This is a genomic window from Saprospiraceae bacterium, assembly GCA_016719615.1.
GTDB lineage: Bacteria > Bacteroidota > Bacteroidia > Chitinophagales > Saprospiraceae > Vicinibacter.
The window spans coordinates 181,608-199,880 of the sequence record JADJYQ010000006.1; the positions used below are offsets into that span (position 1 = coordinate 181,608).

Consider the following 18,273-nt stretch of genomic DNA (forward strand, 5'->3'; position numbering starts at 1 on the left):
GTATACTCTGAAGTAATCATGGTTTAATTTAGTTTGATGATTAATAAAATTGGTTTACAAATTTATCAACCTGTCAGATGAAATCGTGACTATTTCACTTAAATAAACCCTACAAAAATTATGCTTTTTTATCATTCTAAATGGAGAGATTTAATTGATGACGGTTCGTTTAATAAAATCGGAATGCTAGGTTACGAAAAAGCCTGAGCTTTTTCCATGAAAAACGCTGTTATCTAGTCGAAATTTTTCAATAACTTTTTTTGAGCTTCTGTTCCTTACTGATGACGTTCGAAATACGCTCATGATCTCGTTCGCAAAACGGAGTTTTGCTATCACCAGAGCGGATCCCGCTTTGAAAAACTCAATAAGAGCTAAGATCATTATAGAAAGCGGGATGAAGACTTACCTACCTCTTTGTAAATGGGAAAATGAAGAGGAATTAACATAATAAAAGCATCACTAAAAGCCTACACACACGTTAAACAATCAAATAGTCAATTTTCCTTGCCCACTCTTCCTTTTTCCTTTTCCCTTAAGCCTTAAGCCTAATTGAACTATCTTCGCACCGTGCAGGAAGAATTGTTGCGGATTTCAGATTTTCTGAACCGCGATCCAATGGCCGGACAACTCAACCGGTTACTGGATCAGAAAGAAAAGTTTCCCATATTTATCGGGGGTCTATGCGGATCCAGGGATAGCTTTTTGCTTTTATCAAGCTTTTTACAACATCCAAGGCCCTATCTGGTCATTTGTGCAGATAAAGAAGAGGCTTCTTATATGCTGGATGATCTGAATGCGCTTGCAGAAAAACCTAATGCTCATTTTTTTCCGGATTCCTTTCGCAGACCCGTGCTCTTTGAAGATATCGATTTTTTCCAGGTTCAACAAAGAGTGGATGCTTTGCAAAAACTGGCCTCATCTAAACCGGTTATTCTCGTTACTTATCCCGAAGCACTTTTTGAGAAAACACCTTCTTCAAAAAGTATCGATCAGTCCAGACTGGAGTTTCAATCCGGAAATCCGCTCGATCTGGATCGCATCCTCAGTAAACTCAATGAATTCGGATTTGAACGCACCGATTTTGTGTATGAACCCGGACAGTTTTCCGTGCGTGGCGGAATCCTCGATGTGTTTTCGTTTGCCAATGAAAATCCTTATCGCATCGAATTAAACGATGATCTCATCGAGAGTATCCGAACCTTTGATACACAAACGCAACTCTCGGTTCAAAACATCAGCAGATTTGCAATTATACCCAATGTTCAATCTGATTATACCGGCGATACCAAACGGGCTTTGCTCGAAGTTATTCCTGAAAACACCACCATTTGGGTCAAAGATCTGCATGCCTGCATGGAAGCCTTAAATGCCTGTTATGAATCGGCATTGCGTCAAAGTGAAAAGTTGCTACATTATGAAGAAGCCAAACAGATCCAGCTTTTAAGCCAGAAGGAATACATACAACCGGAAGAATTTCTAAGTGCTTTGTCAAATTTTTCTCTGGTTTTTTATCAAACGCTGCCCGATTCCATCAGCAACATTCAAAAACTTCAGGTACGCAGCGAAGCGCAACCGAGTTTTAATAAAAATTTTCAACTGGTCATTCAAAATCTCGAAACTCTCCAGGCCAAAGAATACAGCTGTTTTTTATTGACCAACAGCAGTGCCCAAATCGAACGGTTTTACAATATCTTCGAAGACCTCAAGGCTAACGTTCGTTATTTTCCCGAAGTGCGATCGCTTCGCGAAGGTTTCATCGATCACGATTTAAAACTGGCTTGTTACACAGACCATCAGATCTTTTCGAGATTTCATGGATTTAAAATCAAACAGGGTTTTACCAAAGACCAATCACTGAGTTTAAAAGTATTGCGCGAACTGCAACCGGGCGATTACGTCACGCATATGGATTATGGTATCGGTCGTTTTGCGGGTCTGGAAAAAATCACGATAAATGGTCAGCAACAGGAATCGGTCAGATTGATTTATAGAAATGACGATATCTTATATGTCAGTATTCATTCGCTCCATAAAATTTCAAAATACGTTGGCCAGGAAGGCACCATTCCTTCTTTACATAAATTGGGTTCAGATCAGTGGAAAGTCCTCAAACAAAAAACCAAACAAAAGGTCAAGGACATTGCGAAGGAGCTGATCAAATTATACGCAAAGCGTAGAGCCTCCAAAGGATTTGCTTTCCATCCCGATAATTATCTGCAGACAGAACTCGAAGCTTCATTCATGTATGAGGATACACCCGACCAATACAAAGCGACGATGGATGTTAAAGCCGATATGGAAAAAGATTGTCCGATGGACCGGCTCATTTGTGGCGATGTGGGTTTTGGAAAAACGGAAGTCGCCGTAAGAGCTGCGTTCAAAGCCGTGCAGGACGGCAAACAAGTTGCGATCCTCGTGCCCACAACTATTCTGGCCTTGCAGCATTTTCGCACGCTCAAAGACCGTTACAAAGAATTTCCTTTAGATGTGGACTACATTTCGAGATTTCGAAGTGCAAAAGAGAAAACGCAAATTGCAAAAAATCTGGCCTCCGGTAAAACAGACATCATCATCGGTACCATCAGCTTGTTGAATTCTAAAGTAAAATTTAAAGATCTCGGATTACTCATCATCGATGAAGAACAAAAATTTGGAGTAGCTTCCAAAGAAAAACTCCGCCAACTTAAACACAATGTCGATACACTCACTTTAACGGCTACTCCCATTCCGCGTACGCTTCAGTTTTCTTTAATGGCTGCAAGAGACCTGAGTGTGATACAAACACCACCACCCAACCGTCAACCCATACATACAGAACGTAGAGTCTTCAATGACGATTTGATCCGCGATGCTATATTACACGAAGTGTACCGCGGCGGACAAGTATTTTTTGTTCACAATAAAGTAAAAAGTTTACCCGATATCGTAAGCATGCTTCATAAACTCTGTCCAACAGTCGACGTAGCTATGGCACATGGACAATTGGAAGCAGACAAATTGGAAAAAGTTTTGGTAGATTTTATCGACCACAAATACGATGTACTGGCTTGTACCAATATCATCGAAACCGGGCTCGATATACCCAATGCCAACACAATCATCATCAACAATGCACATCAGTTTGGCTTAAGCGATCTGCATCAGCTGCGGGGAAGAGTTGGAAGATCCAATAGAAAAGCTTACTGCTATTTGTTCGCTCCTCCATCATCGGTGCTGACCATGGAAGCGCGCAAACGACTCAAGACTATCGAAGAGTTTTCGGATCTGGGCAGCGGTTTTAATGTTGCCATGCGAGATCTGGACATTCGCGGTGCAGGAAATTTGTTAGGCGGCGAACAAAGCGGCTTTATCGCGGATATTGGTTATGAGGCATACCAGCGCATCCTCGAAGAAGCCATTTTTGAATTGAAAGAAAATGAATTCAAAGAATTATTTGAAGACAAAACTGAAGAACAGCATCAGTTTGTAAGAGACACCAGTATCGACAGCGACATCGAGATGTTAATTCCCGACGACTATGTTTCCAACATTCAGGAACGCTTAAGGCTCTATCAGGCATTGGATAAAATTGAAAGCGAGGAATCGGTTCAAATATTTGCAACCCAGCTTAAAGATCGATTCGGCGATGTTCCTATTCAAGTTGAAGAACTTTTCAATGGTCTGCGTTTGCGTTGGTTGGGAAAAGAACTGGGATTCGAAAGGCTTATCCTTAAAAAGAAAAAGCTACAATGTTATTTCATTTCCAATCCGGCATCAGCATATTTCGAAACACCTCTCTTTAAAAAACTGATGAAAAGAATTTCCGGCGGCCAAAGTGGTTTTATACTCAAACAAAGTGCTACGCAATTGATCCTTATCCGGGAGCAGGTTTCCGGGTTTCTGGAGGCGATTAGGATGTTGGAAGAGTTGGGCGAAGGCTTAAGGCTTAAGGGAAAAGGTTAAAAGTAAAAATATACTAATTTCGTTTAAACAAAATTAATTTTTATTTACTAACAAATGTTCGTATTTGATACTTGCGTGAAGGAGTATGTCTGGATAGGTGAGAAGACTAAGGAGAAAAAGCTTAAAGAGAAGTGCTTTAAGTTCCTCTCTTTAGCCTTTTAAACTTTTCCCTTTAGACTTAAATAATAAAAATTTACGTAAATTGCAATTCAAAAGAGTTTAAATTTCAAACGATGTCTTACGATGAATTGCTCGCATCCCGCATCCGCAGGGTATTGAAAAACAAACAAGCAAGTTTTGTCGAAAAGAAAATGATGGGCGGACTTTGTTTTATGGTAAACGACAAAATGTGCTGCGGAATCCATTTCGACAAAAAGAAAAACACAGACCTGCTCATGGCAAGAGTGGGTGAAAAAGCTTACCCCGAAGCCTTAAAAAACAGGCATTGCCAGCCGATGGATTTTACGGGCCGGCCGATGAAGGGATTTGTTTTTATAATACCGGATGGATATGATCTGGATAAAGATCTGGAGTACTGGGTTCAACTTTGCCTGGATTTTAATCCGGAAGCAAAGTCACACAAATAAATATTTCAGTACTGATCTATAACTCCGGTAAATACATTTCCTTTTTCCGTGACATTTGATTGCTCTTCTGGTTTAACAATTGTCAGAAATCATTTTTAAAGGTAAACTAGCATATTTTCAATTCGAAAAATGAATCAAACAGACGGTGTTCTATTTTTTTTCTTCGTTTTCTGTATTTAAAAAATCTAAATACAAAAGCAAATCCGGAAATTCCAATACATGATCAATGAGTTCTTTTCTGTCCAACCAAGTGTCGTTTAATCTTGCTCTGATACTTTTAATGGGGAAGCCAAGCGCCTCAAAGTCCTTCTGGGCTGTTTCTGCATCTTCAAAACGCTGGTAAGTTCCAAAATAGTAACTGTACAGTTCTGCTTGAGCAATTTTTTCTACAAAAACAAATCCTTTCGAGTCATCAATTAACGGGTGATTGGATATACTCGATGCATCTCCTAAATACAATGCATAATGAAGGGTTTTCGAATGGCTAAAACTGTTTGATTTTGCTTCTGGTTGCAGAAGCGGATGTACCGAAATGGATTTATATTGGATAGAAATTTTAGAAGTATCCTCATTTGTAATTTTCAAATCCAATCTTTTATTTAATTTACTCGATGCCGGTGATATTGTTTCATTTAGAGTTGGTTTGGCCATAGGTAGTGAAGCACCCAGACCATAACAATGGATTCTATCAGCTTCAATGCCCTTGTCTTGTAAATAGTCGCGGAGGTTTTCTGCTTTTTTAATAGAGAAATACAAATTCACCGGGTCCAGACTTTCTTCATAGGCGTGTCCGGAAATATGTACTTGCAAATTCGGATGGCTTTTCAGTAAATGGATCAAAGATTCAGTTATTTTTTGATTCCTGGCTTCTTTTAAAAAATAATCATCCTGGTAGAATATAGGTTCCAGAAAATAAGTGCTTCGGATTTCTTGCTTCGATTCGAGCGGAATTCGTACTTCCGGAATTTCACTAATATCTTTTTCCGGATTTATTAAAATCGATAAAGGGCTGCCTTGTGATGCATACATCTGTTCTTCAAGTGCTTCTTTAAAATAGACCAGGTAGATATCGCGCTTTCCAAAATTATTCACTTTTCGGTCAGAACTCAATACTGCAGCCAACGCATCTTCAGTCAATTTAAAATGTGTATCATTCCCGGAAGAATTCACCGGATAGCCGAGGTTATATGCTATGGACCATTTATTGGACTCCGGCAAATATTTAATTTTAAAGATATCGTATCCACCCATGGATTCCAGACGATCCGATGAAAAAAACAGCGTTTGTCCGTCTTTTGCAAGGAAGGGATAATCTTCATTGAACGGTCCATTGATTTCGGGTCCTAAATTTATGGCTTCCAGCCACTTACCATCTCTTTTTACGGAAAGATACAAGTCGTATGCACCGTAACCGCCGCTGCGTGAACTCGAAAAGATCATCATCGAATCCTGAAAAATGCTCAAGGCCCGATCTCCTATTTCAGCAATCATGGGATATTTAAGACTTTCATAATGAATGGATGCGGCTTCCTGATGAAATGTATCTGTATAAATCTGGTAACGATCCTCTGAAAACCCCCTTGAAAATATCATAACGTTTCCGTGGTCGCAAGCACTCAATACTTCTTCATCCAGTTTGCTGTTTAATTCGGAATGCATTTTTTGTGGAAGCATCCAAATGCCATTTTCTTGCCGGGTCCAATAGAGATCTGCTTGTTTTGTCTTCTTGCCATTACTAACATTCGTTAGTTTATTTATTGAAAGGGCTCTGCGTGCACTAAAATAATATTTTCCATCAAAATTAATACTGGGACAAGCAGCGTATTCATCCTCTTCGCTGTTGATATCTTTTCCCAGTGATTCAACAAGTGCAAGGGGTTCTCTACGCATATATTGACTTCCCGAACTGCAGCGCAACAATTCATTGCGAATCCAGGCAGCTCTATCTCCATTTCTATCAGTTTCTTTAAGCGCTTGTTTATATGCTTTGATCGCTTTATAAAATTCATGGTTAGCGTGATACGTTTTCGCCAGCAACCATTGCAAATTTTGATACGAAGAATTTAATTCGCGCAACTGTTCAAAGCACCGGATAGCTTCCGATAATTTGTTGGCTTCAAAATGGCAGTTCCCGGCCTCGAATAACAAATCCTGATCCTTAGCAATGGCATCCCAGGCTGCCTGATAATTTATGGAAGCTTGTTTGTAATTTTCTTTTTTATAATAATTTCTTGCAGCCTTTAATTCCAGCTTAGCTGCTTGTGAAAAGAGTCCGGTATTCAGGACCACACAAACCCACATCCATAGAAACAGATACCCACTCCTGCTTCTTTTGAGTACAAACATCAAATGCTTTGATTTACATCAAACTGCTCTAAATAATCGCCAATGCGTTTTAAAAAAGAACCACCTAATGCGCCGTCTACTACCCGATGATCGTAAGACAAAGATAAATACATCATTTGTCGGATTCCGATCATATCGCCAAACTCAGTTTCGATCACTGCTGGTTTCTTTTTGATAATTCCAGTTGCCAATATTGCAACTTGAGGTTGATTAATGATAGGCGTTCCCATGATATTCCCAAAGGTTCCTACATTCGTGATGGTGAATGTACCTTCCTGGATTTCTTCCGGTTTTAATTTATTGTTTCTTGCACGATTCGCGAGATCATTCACTGCATAACTCAATCCTGCCAAATTGAGACGGTCGGCATTTTTGATAACCGGTACAATCAAATTTCCACTTGGTAGCGCGGCTGCCATTCCGATATTGATATCCAACTTGCGAATGATTTGAGTTCCCTGAACCGAGATATTGATCATCGGAAAATCTTTGATCGCGCGTGCAACTGCCTCTATGAAAATTGGAGTGAAGGTCAGTTTTTGTCCATAGGTTTTAGCAAATACATTTTTTACTTTTTCCCGCCAGCTCACCAATGGTGTAACATCAATTTCAATGTAAGAAGTTACATGCGGCGAAGTTTGCTTGCTCATCACCATATGATCGGCAATAAGTTTGCGCATGCGATCCATTTCGATGATCTCTACATTTGATCCTGTATAATCGACTGCAATTGGTTTCGGCGTTTCAACTTTAGGACTTTCTGTTTTTGCAACAATAGTTGCAGAACTTTGAGATTTGTCGCTTAGAAAGGCTATCACATCTCTTTTTGTGACTCTTCCATCCTGGCCCGTACCTGAAATTGAATCCAATTGGGCCTGACTAATTTGTTCTTCTTTTGCAATAGATCGAACCAAGGGTGAATAAAAACGGCCGCTACCTGTTTTTATACTAATTGGCTCTATAGGGTCAACTGTTTTTGATGCCATAACAGGTTTTGCTACTGAAACTTCGGCTTTCTTTTCCACTATTTGGGCTATCGGACCAGGATCGGTCACCACACTGCCTTCAGTTTCAATGATCGCAATGGTTTTTCCAATAGCGACGACATCATTCTCTTTAAACAGGAGTTGCACAATTTTTCCCTTTACAGGCGTCGGTACTTCGCTGTCTACTTTATCAGTAGCCACTTCCAGTACCGTTTCATCCTGGTTTACGACATCCCCTTCCTTTTTCCACCACTTTAAAATGGTGGCTTCCATGATACTTTCGCCCATTTTAGGCAAGATCAATTCATGTTTAGCCATACTTCAAAATTTAAGCAAAAGTAATCAATTTGGCGTCTATCCAGGACAACTAAAGGACGCTTTGCAATAGCTTAAAGTCCTTGTTTATCCCTGGATTTCAAATAATCCCAGAAAAGCAAAAGTGCATAAACCGAGGTAGCTTCAATGTTGCGCGTCCGATCCCAGGGAAATACATACTTTTTGGCGACAATGTGTTCTTTATTGCCACAGGCCATCCAAACAGTGCCTACCGGTTTCTCCGGTGTTCCTCCATCAGGGCCTGCAATTCCTGAACAGGCAATGGCAAAATCACTTTCAACAATTTGCAAAGCACCTAAGACCATTTCCCTTACACAATTTTCACTTACCGCGCCATCTGTCTCAAGGGTTTGGTGTTTAACGGCCAATATTTTTTCTTTGATGTCATATTGATAGGCAACAATTCCACCTTTGAAATAATTTGAAGCTCCCGGGATAGCACAAATTTTTTTTGCAATCAATCCTCCGGTACAACTTTCTGCAGTTGCTAAACTTGAAGCTTTATTCATTAAAAGTTGTCCTATTTTTTCTTCAAGGCTGATATCACCTTCGCCAATTAAGACATCCTGCATTTCATTTTGGATTATTTCAAAAGCATTTTCCAATTCCTTTTCTTCAGCAAAGGATCGCGCATGATAATGACTTAAGCGAAGCCGCACCTGGCCTATAGAAGGCAAGTATGCTAATTGAATATCTTTAGATACATCATTCAGGAGAGGTTCAATTCGTTTAGCGATTTGTGTTTCACCAAGTCCACCTGTCAACAAACTACGATGTATAATATGATGTTGGTTAGGAAACTTTTTTAATCTCGGCATGACCTCCATTTGCATAATATTTTCCATTTCATATGGCACACCTGGCATTGCAATGTATAATTTAGTATCGGCTTCAATCCATAAACCATTGGCCGTACCCAGTTCATTGTTCAACAACTTTGCTTGTTCTGGTATATAACATTGCAACAATTGCATTTCATCAATGACGCGATTCCTTTTTGACAATATTTTTTCAAGTTGTAAACGTGCCTCATCACTAAATACCAGTTTGGTATTTAAGAACGATGCCAATGCTTTTTTGGTGATGTCGTCTTTCGTGGGTCCCAGGCCTCCGGTCATCAAAATAAGGTCTGCTTTATCTTTAAGCCATTGCAATCCTCCTACGATATCAGCTTCTGTATCTGAAACCGTCAATTTCGCATGTATATGCAATCCTGCTTCATACAAAAATCTGGCTATGCGTGCAGAATTGGTGTCAACCACCTGCCCTAATAAAATTTCGTCTCCTATGATTAATAAAGCAATTCTCATAAATAAAATTAAAAGTCAAAAGTCTGCCTTGAAATTGTCATCCTAAAACCCAAATGAAACCAAACGAACGTTCGTTTGTATGCATTTAGGTTTTCATTGCGCATATAAATGCCTATATCGAACCAGGATTGAGGAAGTATTTGATAAGTGCCTTCTAATTTTAAGTGAAGCACCTTTTGCTTTTCTCCTTGAAAAAGAAAATTATCCGTATCTGAAATTCGGCTATCGTAATCTTTAAGGATATTCCCTCCAAAATTGAGCGTATCAGCGTCTAATCCTTTTTGAAAATAGAGTGACGAAAACTTGAGTTGCATTTTGTCAGATACTTTATAAGTAATATTTAAAATAGCTTCGGAAAAATTTGCACCCAAAGGATGCGCGAGTGCCTGATGGAAGTGACTGTAATTGGCTATGCTATCGCGAAAAGTATAGGTATAAGGTCTTACCAGATTCCATTCCAAAAACATATCCAGATCTTTAACTTTCAACACATCAAAATATTTGATCCCTAATTGCATACCATATTTATTACCCCACCAACCACTTAATTTGACAAATTCTTTAACCAAGAGTTCATCAAATACAATTTGCCCATAGAGCTGCATGGATTTATTTATCAAATATTTAGATTGCAATCCCAAAAACGCATTGTCCGGACTGCCGAGCGATTGCTCCACAAAACGGTATAATATGACCGGATTCAAATACTGAAATTCAAATTGATTTTCTCTGCCAAATACTACTGACTCAAACAATCCAAAGCTCCAACGTTTGGTAATATTTGCACTCAGCACATGTGCAGCCATATATTTTTTACGCAGCAATCTATTCCCACGATCTTGGAGCGTTTCTGAACTCAGTTCAGCGTAAATATTCTGATAATGAAATCGCCACAAATTTGTTTGCAACTTCAGATAAAAATACGGCGTTGAAAAATCAGACAAAAACAAACTTCTGCTCCCATGCCCAATAAAATGTTTTCCATGTCCCAAACTGATATTTACATGTTTGCTGGCATCATAGGAAAGTTCGCCTTCAGAAAGTAAATAATCGAAGCCCTTTTTTAATTTAATAATTTTTCCCTTGTAAGGTTTATAAAGCCCAGCCCCTGGAAAGGCGGCATACAATTGTTCGTATTCATTTACATAATTCAATGCGGATAACTGGGTCTCCAGTATAAAAAAACGAGCACTGAATTTTTGATCGATATTCGCATTAAAAAGTAATCCCCGCTGATTCAGATATAGCGGGTCCTTAGAATCATTCTCTTTTCCTAAACCAAGCTGAAGCACCTGATCCACCGTAAACGAAAAATGATCATCATAGTGACTGTAAAAATGTCTTCCATCTCTGTAAAAATATTTCCACAATGGTTTTGTATCTATTTTTAGCAAACTGTCGATTGCCGGATCGGATAAGAAAACATCCGGATATTGATAAAGTAAGTTTTTGTTATGGTTTTCGATTGGTGCCTCAGGATTGTTCAGCGTATTCCATATTTCGAGAGCCAGGGTCCTTTTTTTAAAAGGCAAAATGCCCGTATGAAACTGAAACAATTTTTCATTCTGAGTTTCCAGTTTATCAATCGCATTTCGTTCGAATTCATCAGGTAAATGAAATCCGGATTGTGCATTTCCATTCCTATAAGTAATACAAACGAAAAGACATACCAAAATTTGTAAAATTACTTTTGGGCAAACGCGATGAAATTTATGATTAGGGCAAATTAAAAACAAAATGAGTGCGTAATTTTTACAAAGGTAATGAATTTTCGGTCACACCTCATCCCCGGCCTTTCTCCACAGTAGTGGCGAAGGGGCTTATATTCGTTGATGATAAAAATCATTTATACCAAACAAAATCTACGCTTTTATCCTCTACCGTGAAGGGCGGGTCCGGGATGAGCAAGGCAAGGCTTCCTGTGCTTTATTGATATTCTCTAAATCCATAAAAAAGGCCCCGAAAAACTTTCATTTCGGGACCTTATTCATTAACTAACGAATGTTAGTTTTTTGTTTTATCGCTGGATAATCAACTTTTCAGTTTTCCTGTTCACCCCATCATCCACGTGAATGATATAGGCACCTTCTTTTAGTTTCAATTTAACCAAATCCAGTTCAGGGTTATTTTCTTCCCTGGAAACCATAACGCGGAAAATGAGTTTGCCTTGAAGGTCCATCATAACAATTTGTTTCGCTCGTGTATCAAAGCCATTTAAGTTGATCGCTACAAATTCGCGGGCCGGATTGGGTACCAATTGTATACCTAATGCGCTATCATCGCCTGCTGTCCTTTCGACGTTGAGCTTGTCGACATCCCCAGCTTTTTCAACCACACCAGAAGATTTTTTAATTGCGCCTCCTGATAAAGTATGGAACCATCCATTCACATTAATAGAATTTGTTATACCACATTTTGTCCTGATCTGGTAATTAAAAAAACTACCGTCATCAAGACTTGTAAATAAATGTTCTAATACCGGATCTCCACTGTAATTACTCCAACTACTCCAACTACCCCAAATACCCGGCATTAACTCTTCCCTAATTCTCAATTGATAATCTGTTCCGCATATGCCAGCTTTCCATTTAATTTTAGCTGAAGATGTTGTGGTGTCTGTATGATAGATTTGTATAGCCTGGCCACAGGTGTATGGATTTATTGTAACTTTCTGAATACAAGTTCCTTTATTACCCTTTTTGTCTGTTGCTGTCCACTTCACATTTGTCACTCCTAAAGGATAAGATCCCGGAGCATTGTTCACAATGGAAGCGATGACAATACAATTGTCAGTGGCTGTAGCGGTTCCAAGTGAAACACTTCCGCTTGGTACAGGACCACAATTGCCACTCGGGGTTGTATAGGTAACATTAGCAGGACATGTTACAACTGGCAATACAGCATCAATGTAATTTGGTAAATTGGGATCCGTACTTACAAAATTGGGATCCAAACCATCAATGAGACCATCGCAATCATCATCAATACCGTTGCAAATTTCCGGAGCACATGGTTTCACATTATTATTCGTGTCATCACAATCGCCATAGTTAGCGGAAAATCCATCACTATCTACATCTTGAGTCAGACAGGTATTAAAAGGTACAAAGCCCACAGCATCGACAAAATTACCCACAGATCCTCCCGTAACTCCTCTAACGCGTATTCTTGTAACCGTTTGACCCACCGGTACAAGATAGTTGCCACTAACAAACGCCCAGCCTGCTGACGAAGTAGTCAAAGTAGCAAGAGTAACATATGGGCCTCCGGGAGGACCTACTTCAAAAACTACTGTTTGTGTTCCAAGCCGGCCGCGATGTGCAATTTGCCAATAATATAGTGTTCCATTACAGGTATTGATATCCTGATGAATGGTACTTGGAAAATTGGAGTTTATCTCGATATAATTGGAAAGGTGAAAAGCAGGCACCCCCTCATTTCCGGTTCCCCAAATTTCAAAATTCGAATCATTGGTCGTCCAACCATCTAGAGCAGAAGCAAAAGCGATAGAGTTTGGCAAGGCACATGCTGTTTCAAAACTTCCATTTTTAGAACCATTTAAAACGCAATCGCAATCGACTACTTCGTAAACGGTGTTGGTATTCCTATCAACAAAATACAAATTATTGCCCGAACCAGTGGATGCTTTGCCGGCATAAATATCTGTGATTCCGGAACCACCACTTATATAAACTGTACTCGCACCACCGCTTCCTCCGGTCACTATTATTTTATCATTTCCCGAACCACCATTATTGATGGTTGTAAAAACTTCATTTGTTGCAGGATCAACCGTTCCTAAAGAGTATTGGCAGCCCGTCATAATCGTGAAGATATTTGTAGTACCCGTCCATGCTAAAGTTGGATAAGGTGTACCATCCACATGTCCTGCTGTGCTGATGGCGTAGTTATTTAGACTACCGCAATCAGAGTAGACTACATAATCTCCATTTTGCAAAATACCAAATCCATCTCCGTGATTACCATTTGGAACGGAAGCTGTTACATGCCCTAGAATAAGAGGTGCGGCTGGTGCAGGTTTAGCCCAGATAAAATCAAACATATTTTCATAGCCTACTATAAGCCTTCCGGCTGCATCAAAATTTAAACTCATTCTAGGCGAGCCTAATGATAATGCATTGCTAAAAACACTAACCGCTCCGTTCGCAGGATTTATTGTGTACACTTTATTATCACCACCACCGCCACCTACACTAAGGGTATAAATTTTCCCATCCGGGCCCCAGGCCATTTTTACAGCCTGATAATAACCGAGAGAATAAGAGCCAATAAATGTAACAACTCCGGCAGGCGTAATTTTGTATAAATTGAACCCAACCCCAAAGGTTGCTAATGTACTAGCGACATACACATCTGCGGTCGTTGGATCTACCACCACACCAAACAAGATCCGACCTGCCAGCATCCCACCTGACGCCACGGTCCTTACCTTTTTTCCAGGAGGAGGTATCGGTTGGCTATATATTTCAAAAAATGAAGTCAATAAAAAGATGAGCAAGAGACCTTTGATTAGCTTTTTCATGATTGCAAAAGTTTAAATATTAAAATGTAAGGGATACATAAATTTTGGTGGGGTCAATATCAGCAGGGAGTTCTATCAGTAGATGGGGGTTCTGTACATTTAGACAATCGCCTTTCGATTCCTGGTTGGCAGCAAGCGACATATTAAGGCTTTTAGAAATGCGGTCACCCGTCCTGTTATCAAAAATATCAATTCTGAATGTAGCTTGCTGAAGTATTGCCGTTTGGTTTATCAAACGCAATCCCAATCTTTTATTTTGCTCACAATCCAGCACATTGAAAAAGATCTGAAGAGAAGGATTGCTACAATGCAATTGCTCCCAATCTTTAAGCACGGTCCCACCATTTCCATTAGGTGATTGAGCAAAAACATCTTGATTAAAACCAATAAGCATGAGTATTAAACATGCTCCGGCAGTTGGTCTTAAAAATAGACCTACATTGTTTAATAGAACCTGTCCTGAAAAAACAGAAATAATTTTAAGAATAAAATTTTTCATAAATCATTGTTTTTATTAAATAAATCAATATGTATCTCGCGATATTTTAAATCACATTGAATAAAATCTAGTATGGGATAAAATGAAAGAGTCAAATCTAATTCCTTAAGAATCAAATTCATTAAAAGACATGTAAATATATAAAATATTTATAAAAATTATATTAATATTTTATTGCGGAACAATTCGCAGAATATCAGGATTTAACATAACAAAATTATTAATATTTTACTTTTAAAATAAAGGATAAAAACATCTTAAAAGTGTTCTCCTGGTTTTCTTAAACATGATACACTTTGATTTATTACAAATAAAGGTCTGCTTACGCGAAGTAACCAGACCTTTATTTGCGCTATTGAGCATATTATTTAATTAAATCATCGCTGAATAATCAGCTGCTCTGTTTTCCGATTCACGCCATCGTCCACATGAATGATAAACGCTCCATTTGCAAGATTCAAACGCACGAGATCCAACTCAGGATCATTTTCGCTTGCAGGAATCAGTGCCTTAAATACTTGCTTACCCAAAAGATCCATCATACTGATGGTCTTTGCGTTTTTATCAAATCCGCGCAGTTGGATACTTACAAAATCTTTTGCCGGATTGGGTATTACCTTTAAACTAACACTTGTTAGTTCGCCTGAAGATCTTAAATTTTGATCCGGTGTTTCAATTTTCTTATATACATTCACTAGACCATCATCGTACTTCCGAAGAGATCCACCTCCAAGGGTATGGAACCAGCCGTTAACTACGATCGAATTGGTACTTCCGCATTTGGAACGGATTTGATATTGATAATAGGTTGATGAGCTGAGACCGGCAAACGCATGTTCATTTCCAGGTCCTGATTTATTTGCCCACGCAGACCAACTGGACCAAACTCCGGTGGAAATTTCGTAACGAATTCTGAGTTGGTAGCCAGTATTACATGGCGTACCGGGATTCCATTTGATCTTAGCTGAATTTGTTGTTGTGTCTTTGTGATAAACCTGAATAGGTTGTCCGCAACTACCTGCTTCAACTGTAATTTTAAAACTGCAGGTGGATGTATTGCCAGATTTATCTGTGGCTTTAAAATTGAGCGTAGTCATCCCAAGTGGAAATACTGCATTTTGAACTAAACCTGAAGTTCGCTCGAGTTTTGCTCCTTCTATTTCCAATATAGCGGATCGGTTTGCATAGTAAAGTAGGTCATTAAAACAATTAGAGGGTGTATACTCTAAATAATTTTCAAAAGTACTTCCGTTTGGTTCTCCAGGACACCAGTTAGCATAGGAGAAAGGTTCGCAATTATTCCACTTCCAGCTACCTTCAGCATCAACATCATTCCCTCCAATCCAGCTGTACCCAGCTCCACTTGCAGCTATGACTGCATTTTCAGCAGCGGACGTAATGGATGCTAAATGACCTCCGGCAGCTGTAGCATTATTTAGGGCTGTTGCAAAATCAGAATACCCATTTTGGGTATAATAATAGCTATTGCCATAACTTGTTTTATAAGTATAACCTGCTGGTGTAGCGGGCGGACAATTGTCTGTGACAGTCGGACTTGGATAACATACTTTCATGTCGCATTGGCCGGGTACAGTTGATACAGTAAAATTGGCCGGACAGTTGATGGTAGGTTTTTGAGTGTCGTTTACACTTATTGAAAAAGAACAGCTTGCAGAATTATTTACATAATCTGTCACTGTCCAATACACTGCAGTATTGCCTGTTGGGTAATTCCCGGCTGCATCACAGGTATTGTTAAAGCTATTTTTTAAATTGTAATTTCTGAATGGTTGCGGAGATGCAACCCAATCTGAAGCCGGATCCATATTTATCAAAGAGCCGTTATGTGCAGCATTAACCTGGCATGACAAAATTGAACTACCAGTGCCATCTTCAAAATTATAATATGCCACCAATCCAGGTTCATTACCTAACAAAATCTGATCCTTATTGCAATTGATGAGATCCGCTGAAAGCGGGTAATTCCAGATCTGCAATTCATCAATGTCACCGTTAAAATGTTCGTTTGCACCTGTCCATTGGGTTGCAATATTTAAATTATGAGGCCACCCTATTCCACAGTTTGGATTTGAAATTGGACTTCCCTTTGTGGCTTTCAAAATACCATCTATATATAAGTAAGCATTTGTGGCAGTACGAACTACTGTATAGTGATGCCAATTTAAATCTGTAGGCCAAAGAACACCGGGGCTGCTCCAACTATCTCCTATTCGCACACCTGGAGGATTGTTCGCATCATGACCAATATAAAAACATCTTCCCTGAGATATGATATTTCTAAAACTTCCCGTCTGGCTTACTTTTTGTTTGGCCCATATCATTACAGTATATTCTCCTGCATCTGGAATGACATCATTCGGTCCCTGCACAACATCATTTGAACCATCAAAATTCAAAGCAATGCGAGTTGTTTGATCGCTACACACTTCAGGATCCAAATCATCAAGAAATACAGAGCATTTATTAGGTTCTGTGACTGTAACTATATTAAAAGGGCAAGTAATTTTAGGCTCTGAACAGTTTATAGTAATCTCAACCATACCGTTACCCATTCTCACACCAGCAGTATTCACTTGCGATGAACCACTATTATAGGAACCTCCGCCACCGCCGGAGCCCCATGTGGACCCATTCCACTCGTGGCCACCACCACCGCCATTATAACCACCACCGCCACCGGATGCACCACTGCATCCACCTGCTCCGCCGCCGCCGCCAAAGCCACCGGCAACATTAATTCCATTACATGGATTAAAACCTACACCGCCAGCTCCACCATTTAACGGAGTAAATCCTCCCGTTGCTCTATATGTACCACCAGTTCCCTGTAATCCATTGCTAAACCAGCCTGCTCCTCCGCCTCCTGTTCCAGGATAACCACAAGTTCCGCATTCGAAGTTGCCTCCTGAACCGCCATTACCACCACCACCACCGGCACCATTTCCGGATCCGTTGATAGAATTGGTAGGTGTTGTTGTGGCAGATCCGTCTCCTCCTAAGGAACCATTGGAATTCCCTGAACGACCGCCACCACCGCCGGAAACGATTACCAAAACATTTCCGGCCGCTTTCCATACAAAGGATCCGCCGCCGCCTCCACCGTCGTCATTGGAAGCTTCTCCACCTTGCCCGCCAACTAAAATATTAATTGTTTCTCCCGGTGTGACTGCAATATCTCCGGAAATGAAAGCCCCTTTGCCGCCTCCATGTCCTCCTTGCGCACCATATGCTTTTACATTTACCAAAGTAACACCAGCAGGAACCACCCAGGTTTGAAGTGATCCGGTATAATTAAAGCTTACAACAGTCTGAGCAGAAGCTTCTGCATTAAATATCAAAATGGCCAGTAAGAGTAAGCCTGATTTAATAATTTTATGGATTCCATTGGTCTTTAAAATTCGCATAATTAATTTTTCAGCTTTCATTGGATTTGAGTTTTAGTTTATGAATAAGTTTAGGCTTCTGTCGGCGGGATTACAAAAGTATCGATAAAATTTATTAAAAACCAACAAATAGTTTTTCGAATTAAGATTTTAAGGTCCTAATAAACAAGATTTTTTAAAATTTACAATCCATTGAAAAAACCCAAAACCCCTTTTGTAAGTATAATGCAGAATAAATTGTTGAAGCCGATTTGAAGTAGTTGCCTGTCAAAAACAAAAAAGCCCTTTAATTTGAAATCAAAGGGCTTTTAAAAAGAAGA

9 protein-coding genes are annotated in these 18,273 nt (G+C 39.5%); 2 read left to right on the forward strand and 7 right to left on the reverse strand.

Going from position 1 to position 18,273, the window contains the following annotated elements:
• Nucleotides 1-615: 615 nt before the first annotated feature.
• Nucleotides 616-3,942 carry a transcription-repair coupling factor gene (gene mfd / locus IPM92_13435; GenBank protein MBK9109332.1) on the forward strand — a complete coding sequence of 1,109 codons (3,327 nt, stop codon included), beginning with the start codon at nt 616-618 and terminating at the stop codon, nt 3,940-3,942.
• A 233-nt stretch (nt 3,943-4,175) separates the two neighbouring features.
• Entirely contained in the window at nt 4,176-4,529 is a 354-nt protein-coding gene (locus IPM92_13440) for a TfoX/Sxy family protein (protein MBK9109333.1), read from the forward strand.
• Between the two features lie 150 nt (nt 4,530-4,679).
• Here the strand turns inward: IPM92_13440 and IPM92_13445 are convergent, their stop codons facing one another.
• The 7 genes from IPM92_13445 to IPM92_13475 all read right to left on the reverse strand — a co-directional run bounded on the left by IPM92_13445 (nt 4,680) and on the right by IPM92_13475 (nt 17,995).
• Nucleotides 4,680-6,878: a PD40 domain-containing protein gene (locus tag IPM92_13445; GenBank protein MBK9109334.1), complete on the reverse strand. Its 2,199-nt coding sequence runs from the start codon at nt 6,876-6,878 to the stop codon at nt 4,680-4,682.
• Nucleotides 6,875-8,179 (reverse strand): 2-oxo acid dehydrogenase subunit E2, encoded by a 1,305-nt coding sequence (locus tag IPM92_13450; protein ID MBK9109335.1) that lies wholly within the window; start codon nt 8,177-8,179, stop codon nt 6,875-6,877. Before IPM92_13450 ends, IPM92_13445 begins: the two co-directional genes overlap by 4 nt.
• A 71-nt stretch (nt 8,180-8,250) precedes the next feature.
• Complete coding sequence (locus IPM92_13455; GenBank protein MBK9109336.1) at nt 8,251-9,507, reverse strand: CinA family nicotinamide mononucleotide deamidase-related protein; 1,257 nt, start codon at nt 9,505-9,507, stop codon at nt 8,251-8,253.
• 8 nt (nt 9,508-9,515) lie between these two features.
• On the reverse strand, nt 9,516-11,180 hold the full coding sequence (locus IPM92_13460) for a hypothetical protein (protein ID MBK9109337.1): 1,665 nt from the start codon (nt 11,178-11,180) through the stop codon (nt 9,516-9,518).
• Between the two features lie 344 nt (nt 11,181-11,524).
• Entirely contained in the window at nt 11,525-14,050 is a 2,526-nt protein-coding gene (locus IPM92_13465) for an HYR domain-containing protein (protein MBK9109338.1), read from the reverse strand.
• Nucleotides 14,051-14,069: 19 nt separating this feature from the next.
• Nucleotides 14,070-14,549 (reverse strand): hypothetical protein, encoded by a 480-nt coding sequence (locus tag IPM92_13470; GenBank protein MBK9109339.1) that lies wholly within the window; start codon nt 14,547-14,549, stop codon nt 14,070-14,072.
• A 377-nt stretch (nt 14,550-14,926) separates the two neighbouring features.
• Nucleotides 14,927-17,995, reverse strand: coding sequence for an HYR domain-containing protein (locus IPM92_13475; protein MBK9109340.1), 3,069 nt, complete (start codon nt 17,993-17,995; stop codon nt 14,927-14,929).
• Between the last annotated feature and the right edge of the window lie 278 nt (nt 17,996-18,273).

Bases quoted from the DNA above. Each gene is read 5' to 3' on its own strand.
- mfd (MBK9109332.1), top strand. From the start codon at position 616: ATGGCCGGACAACTCAACCGGTTACTGGATCAGAAAGAAAAGTTTCCC.
- IPM92_13440 (MBK9109333.1), top strand. From the start codon at position 4,176: ATGTCTTACGATGAATTGCTCGCATCCCGCATCCGCAGGGTATTGAAA.
- IPM92_13450 (MBK9109335.1), bottom strand. From the start codon at position 8,179: ATGGCTAAACATGAATTGATCTTGCCTAAAATGGGCGAAAGTATCATG.
- IPM92_13455 (MBK9109336.1), bottom strand. From the start codon at position 9,507: ATGAGAATTGCTTTATTAATCATAGGAGACGAAATTTTATTAGGGCAG.
- IPM92_13465 (MBK9109338.1), bottom strand. From the start codon at position 14,050: ATGAAAAAGCTAATCAAAGGTCTCTTGCTCATCTTTTTATTGACTTCA.
- IPM92_13470 (MBK9109339.1), bottom strand. From the start codon at position 14,549: ATGAAAAATTTTATTCTTAAAATTATTTCTGTTTTTTCAGGACAGGTT.
- IPM92_13475 (MBK9109340.1), bottom strand. From the start codon at position 17,995: ATGAAAGCTGAAAAATTAATTATGCGAATTTTAAAGACCAATGGAATC.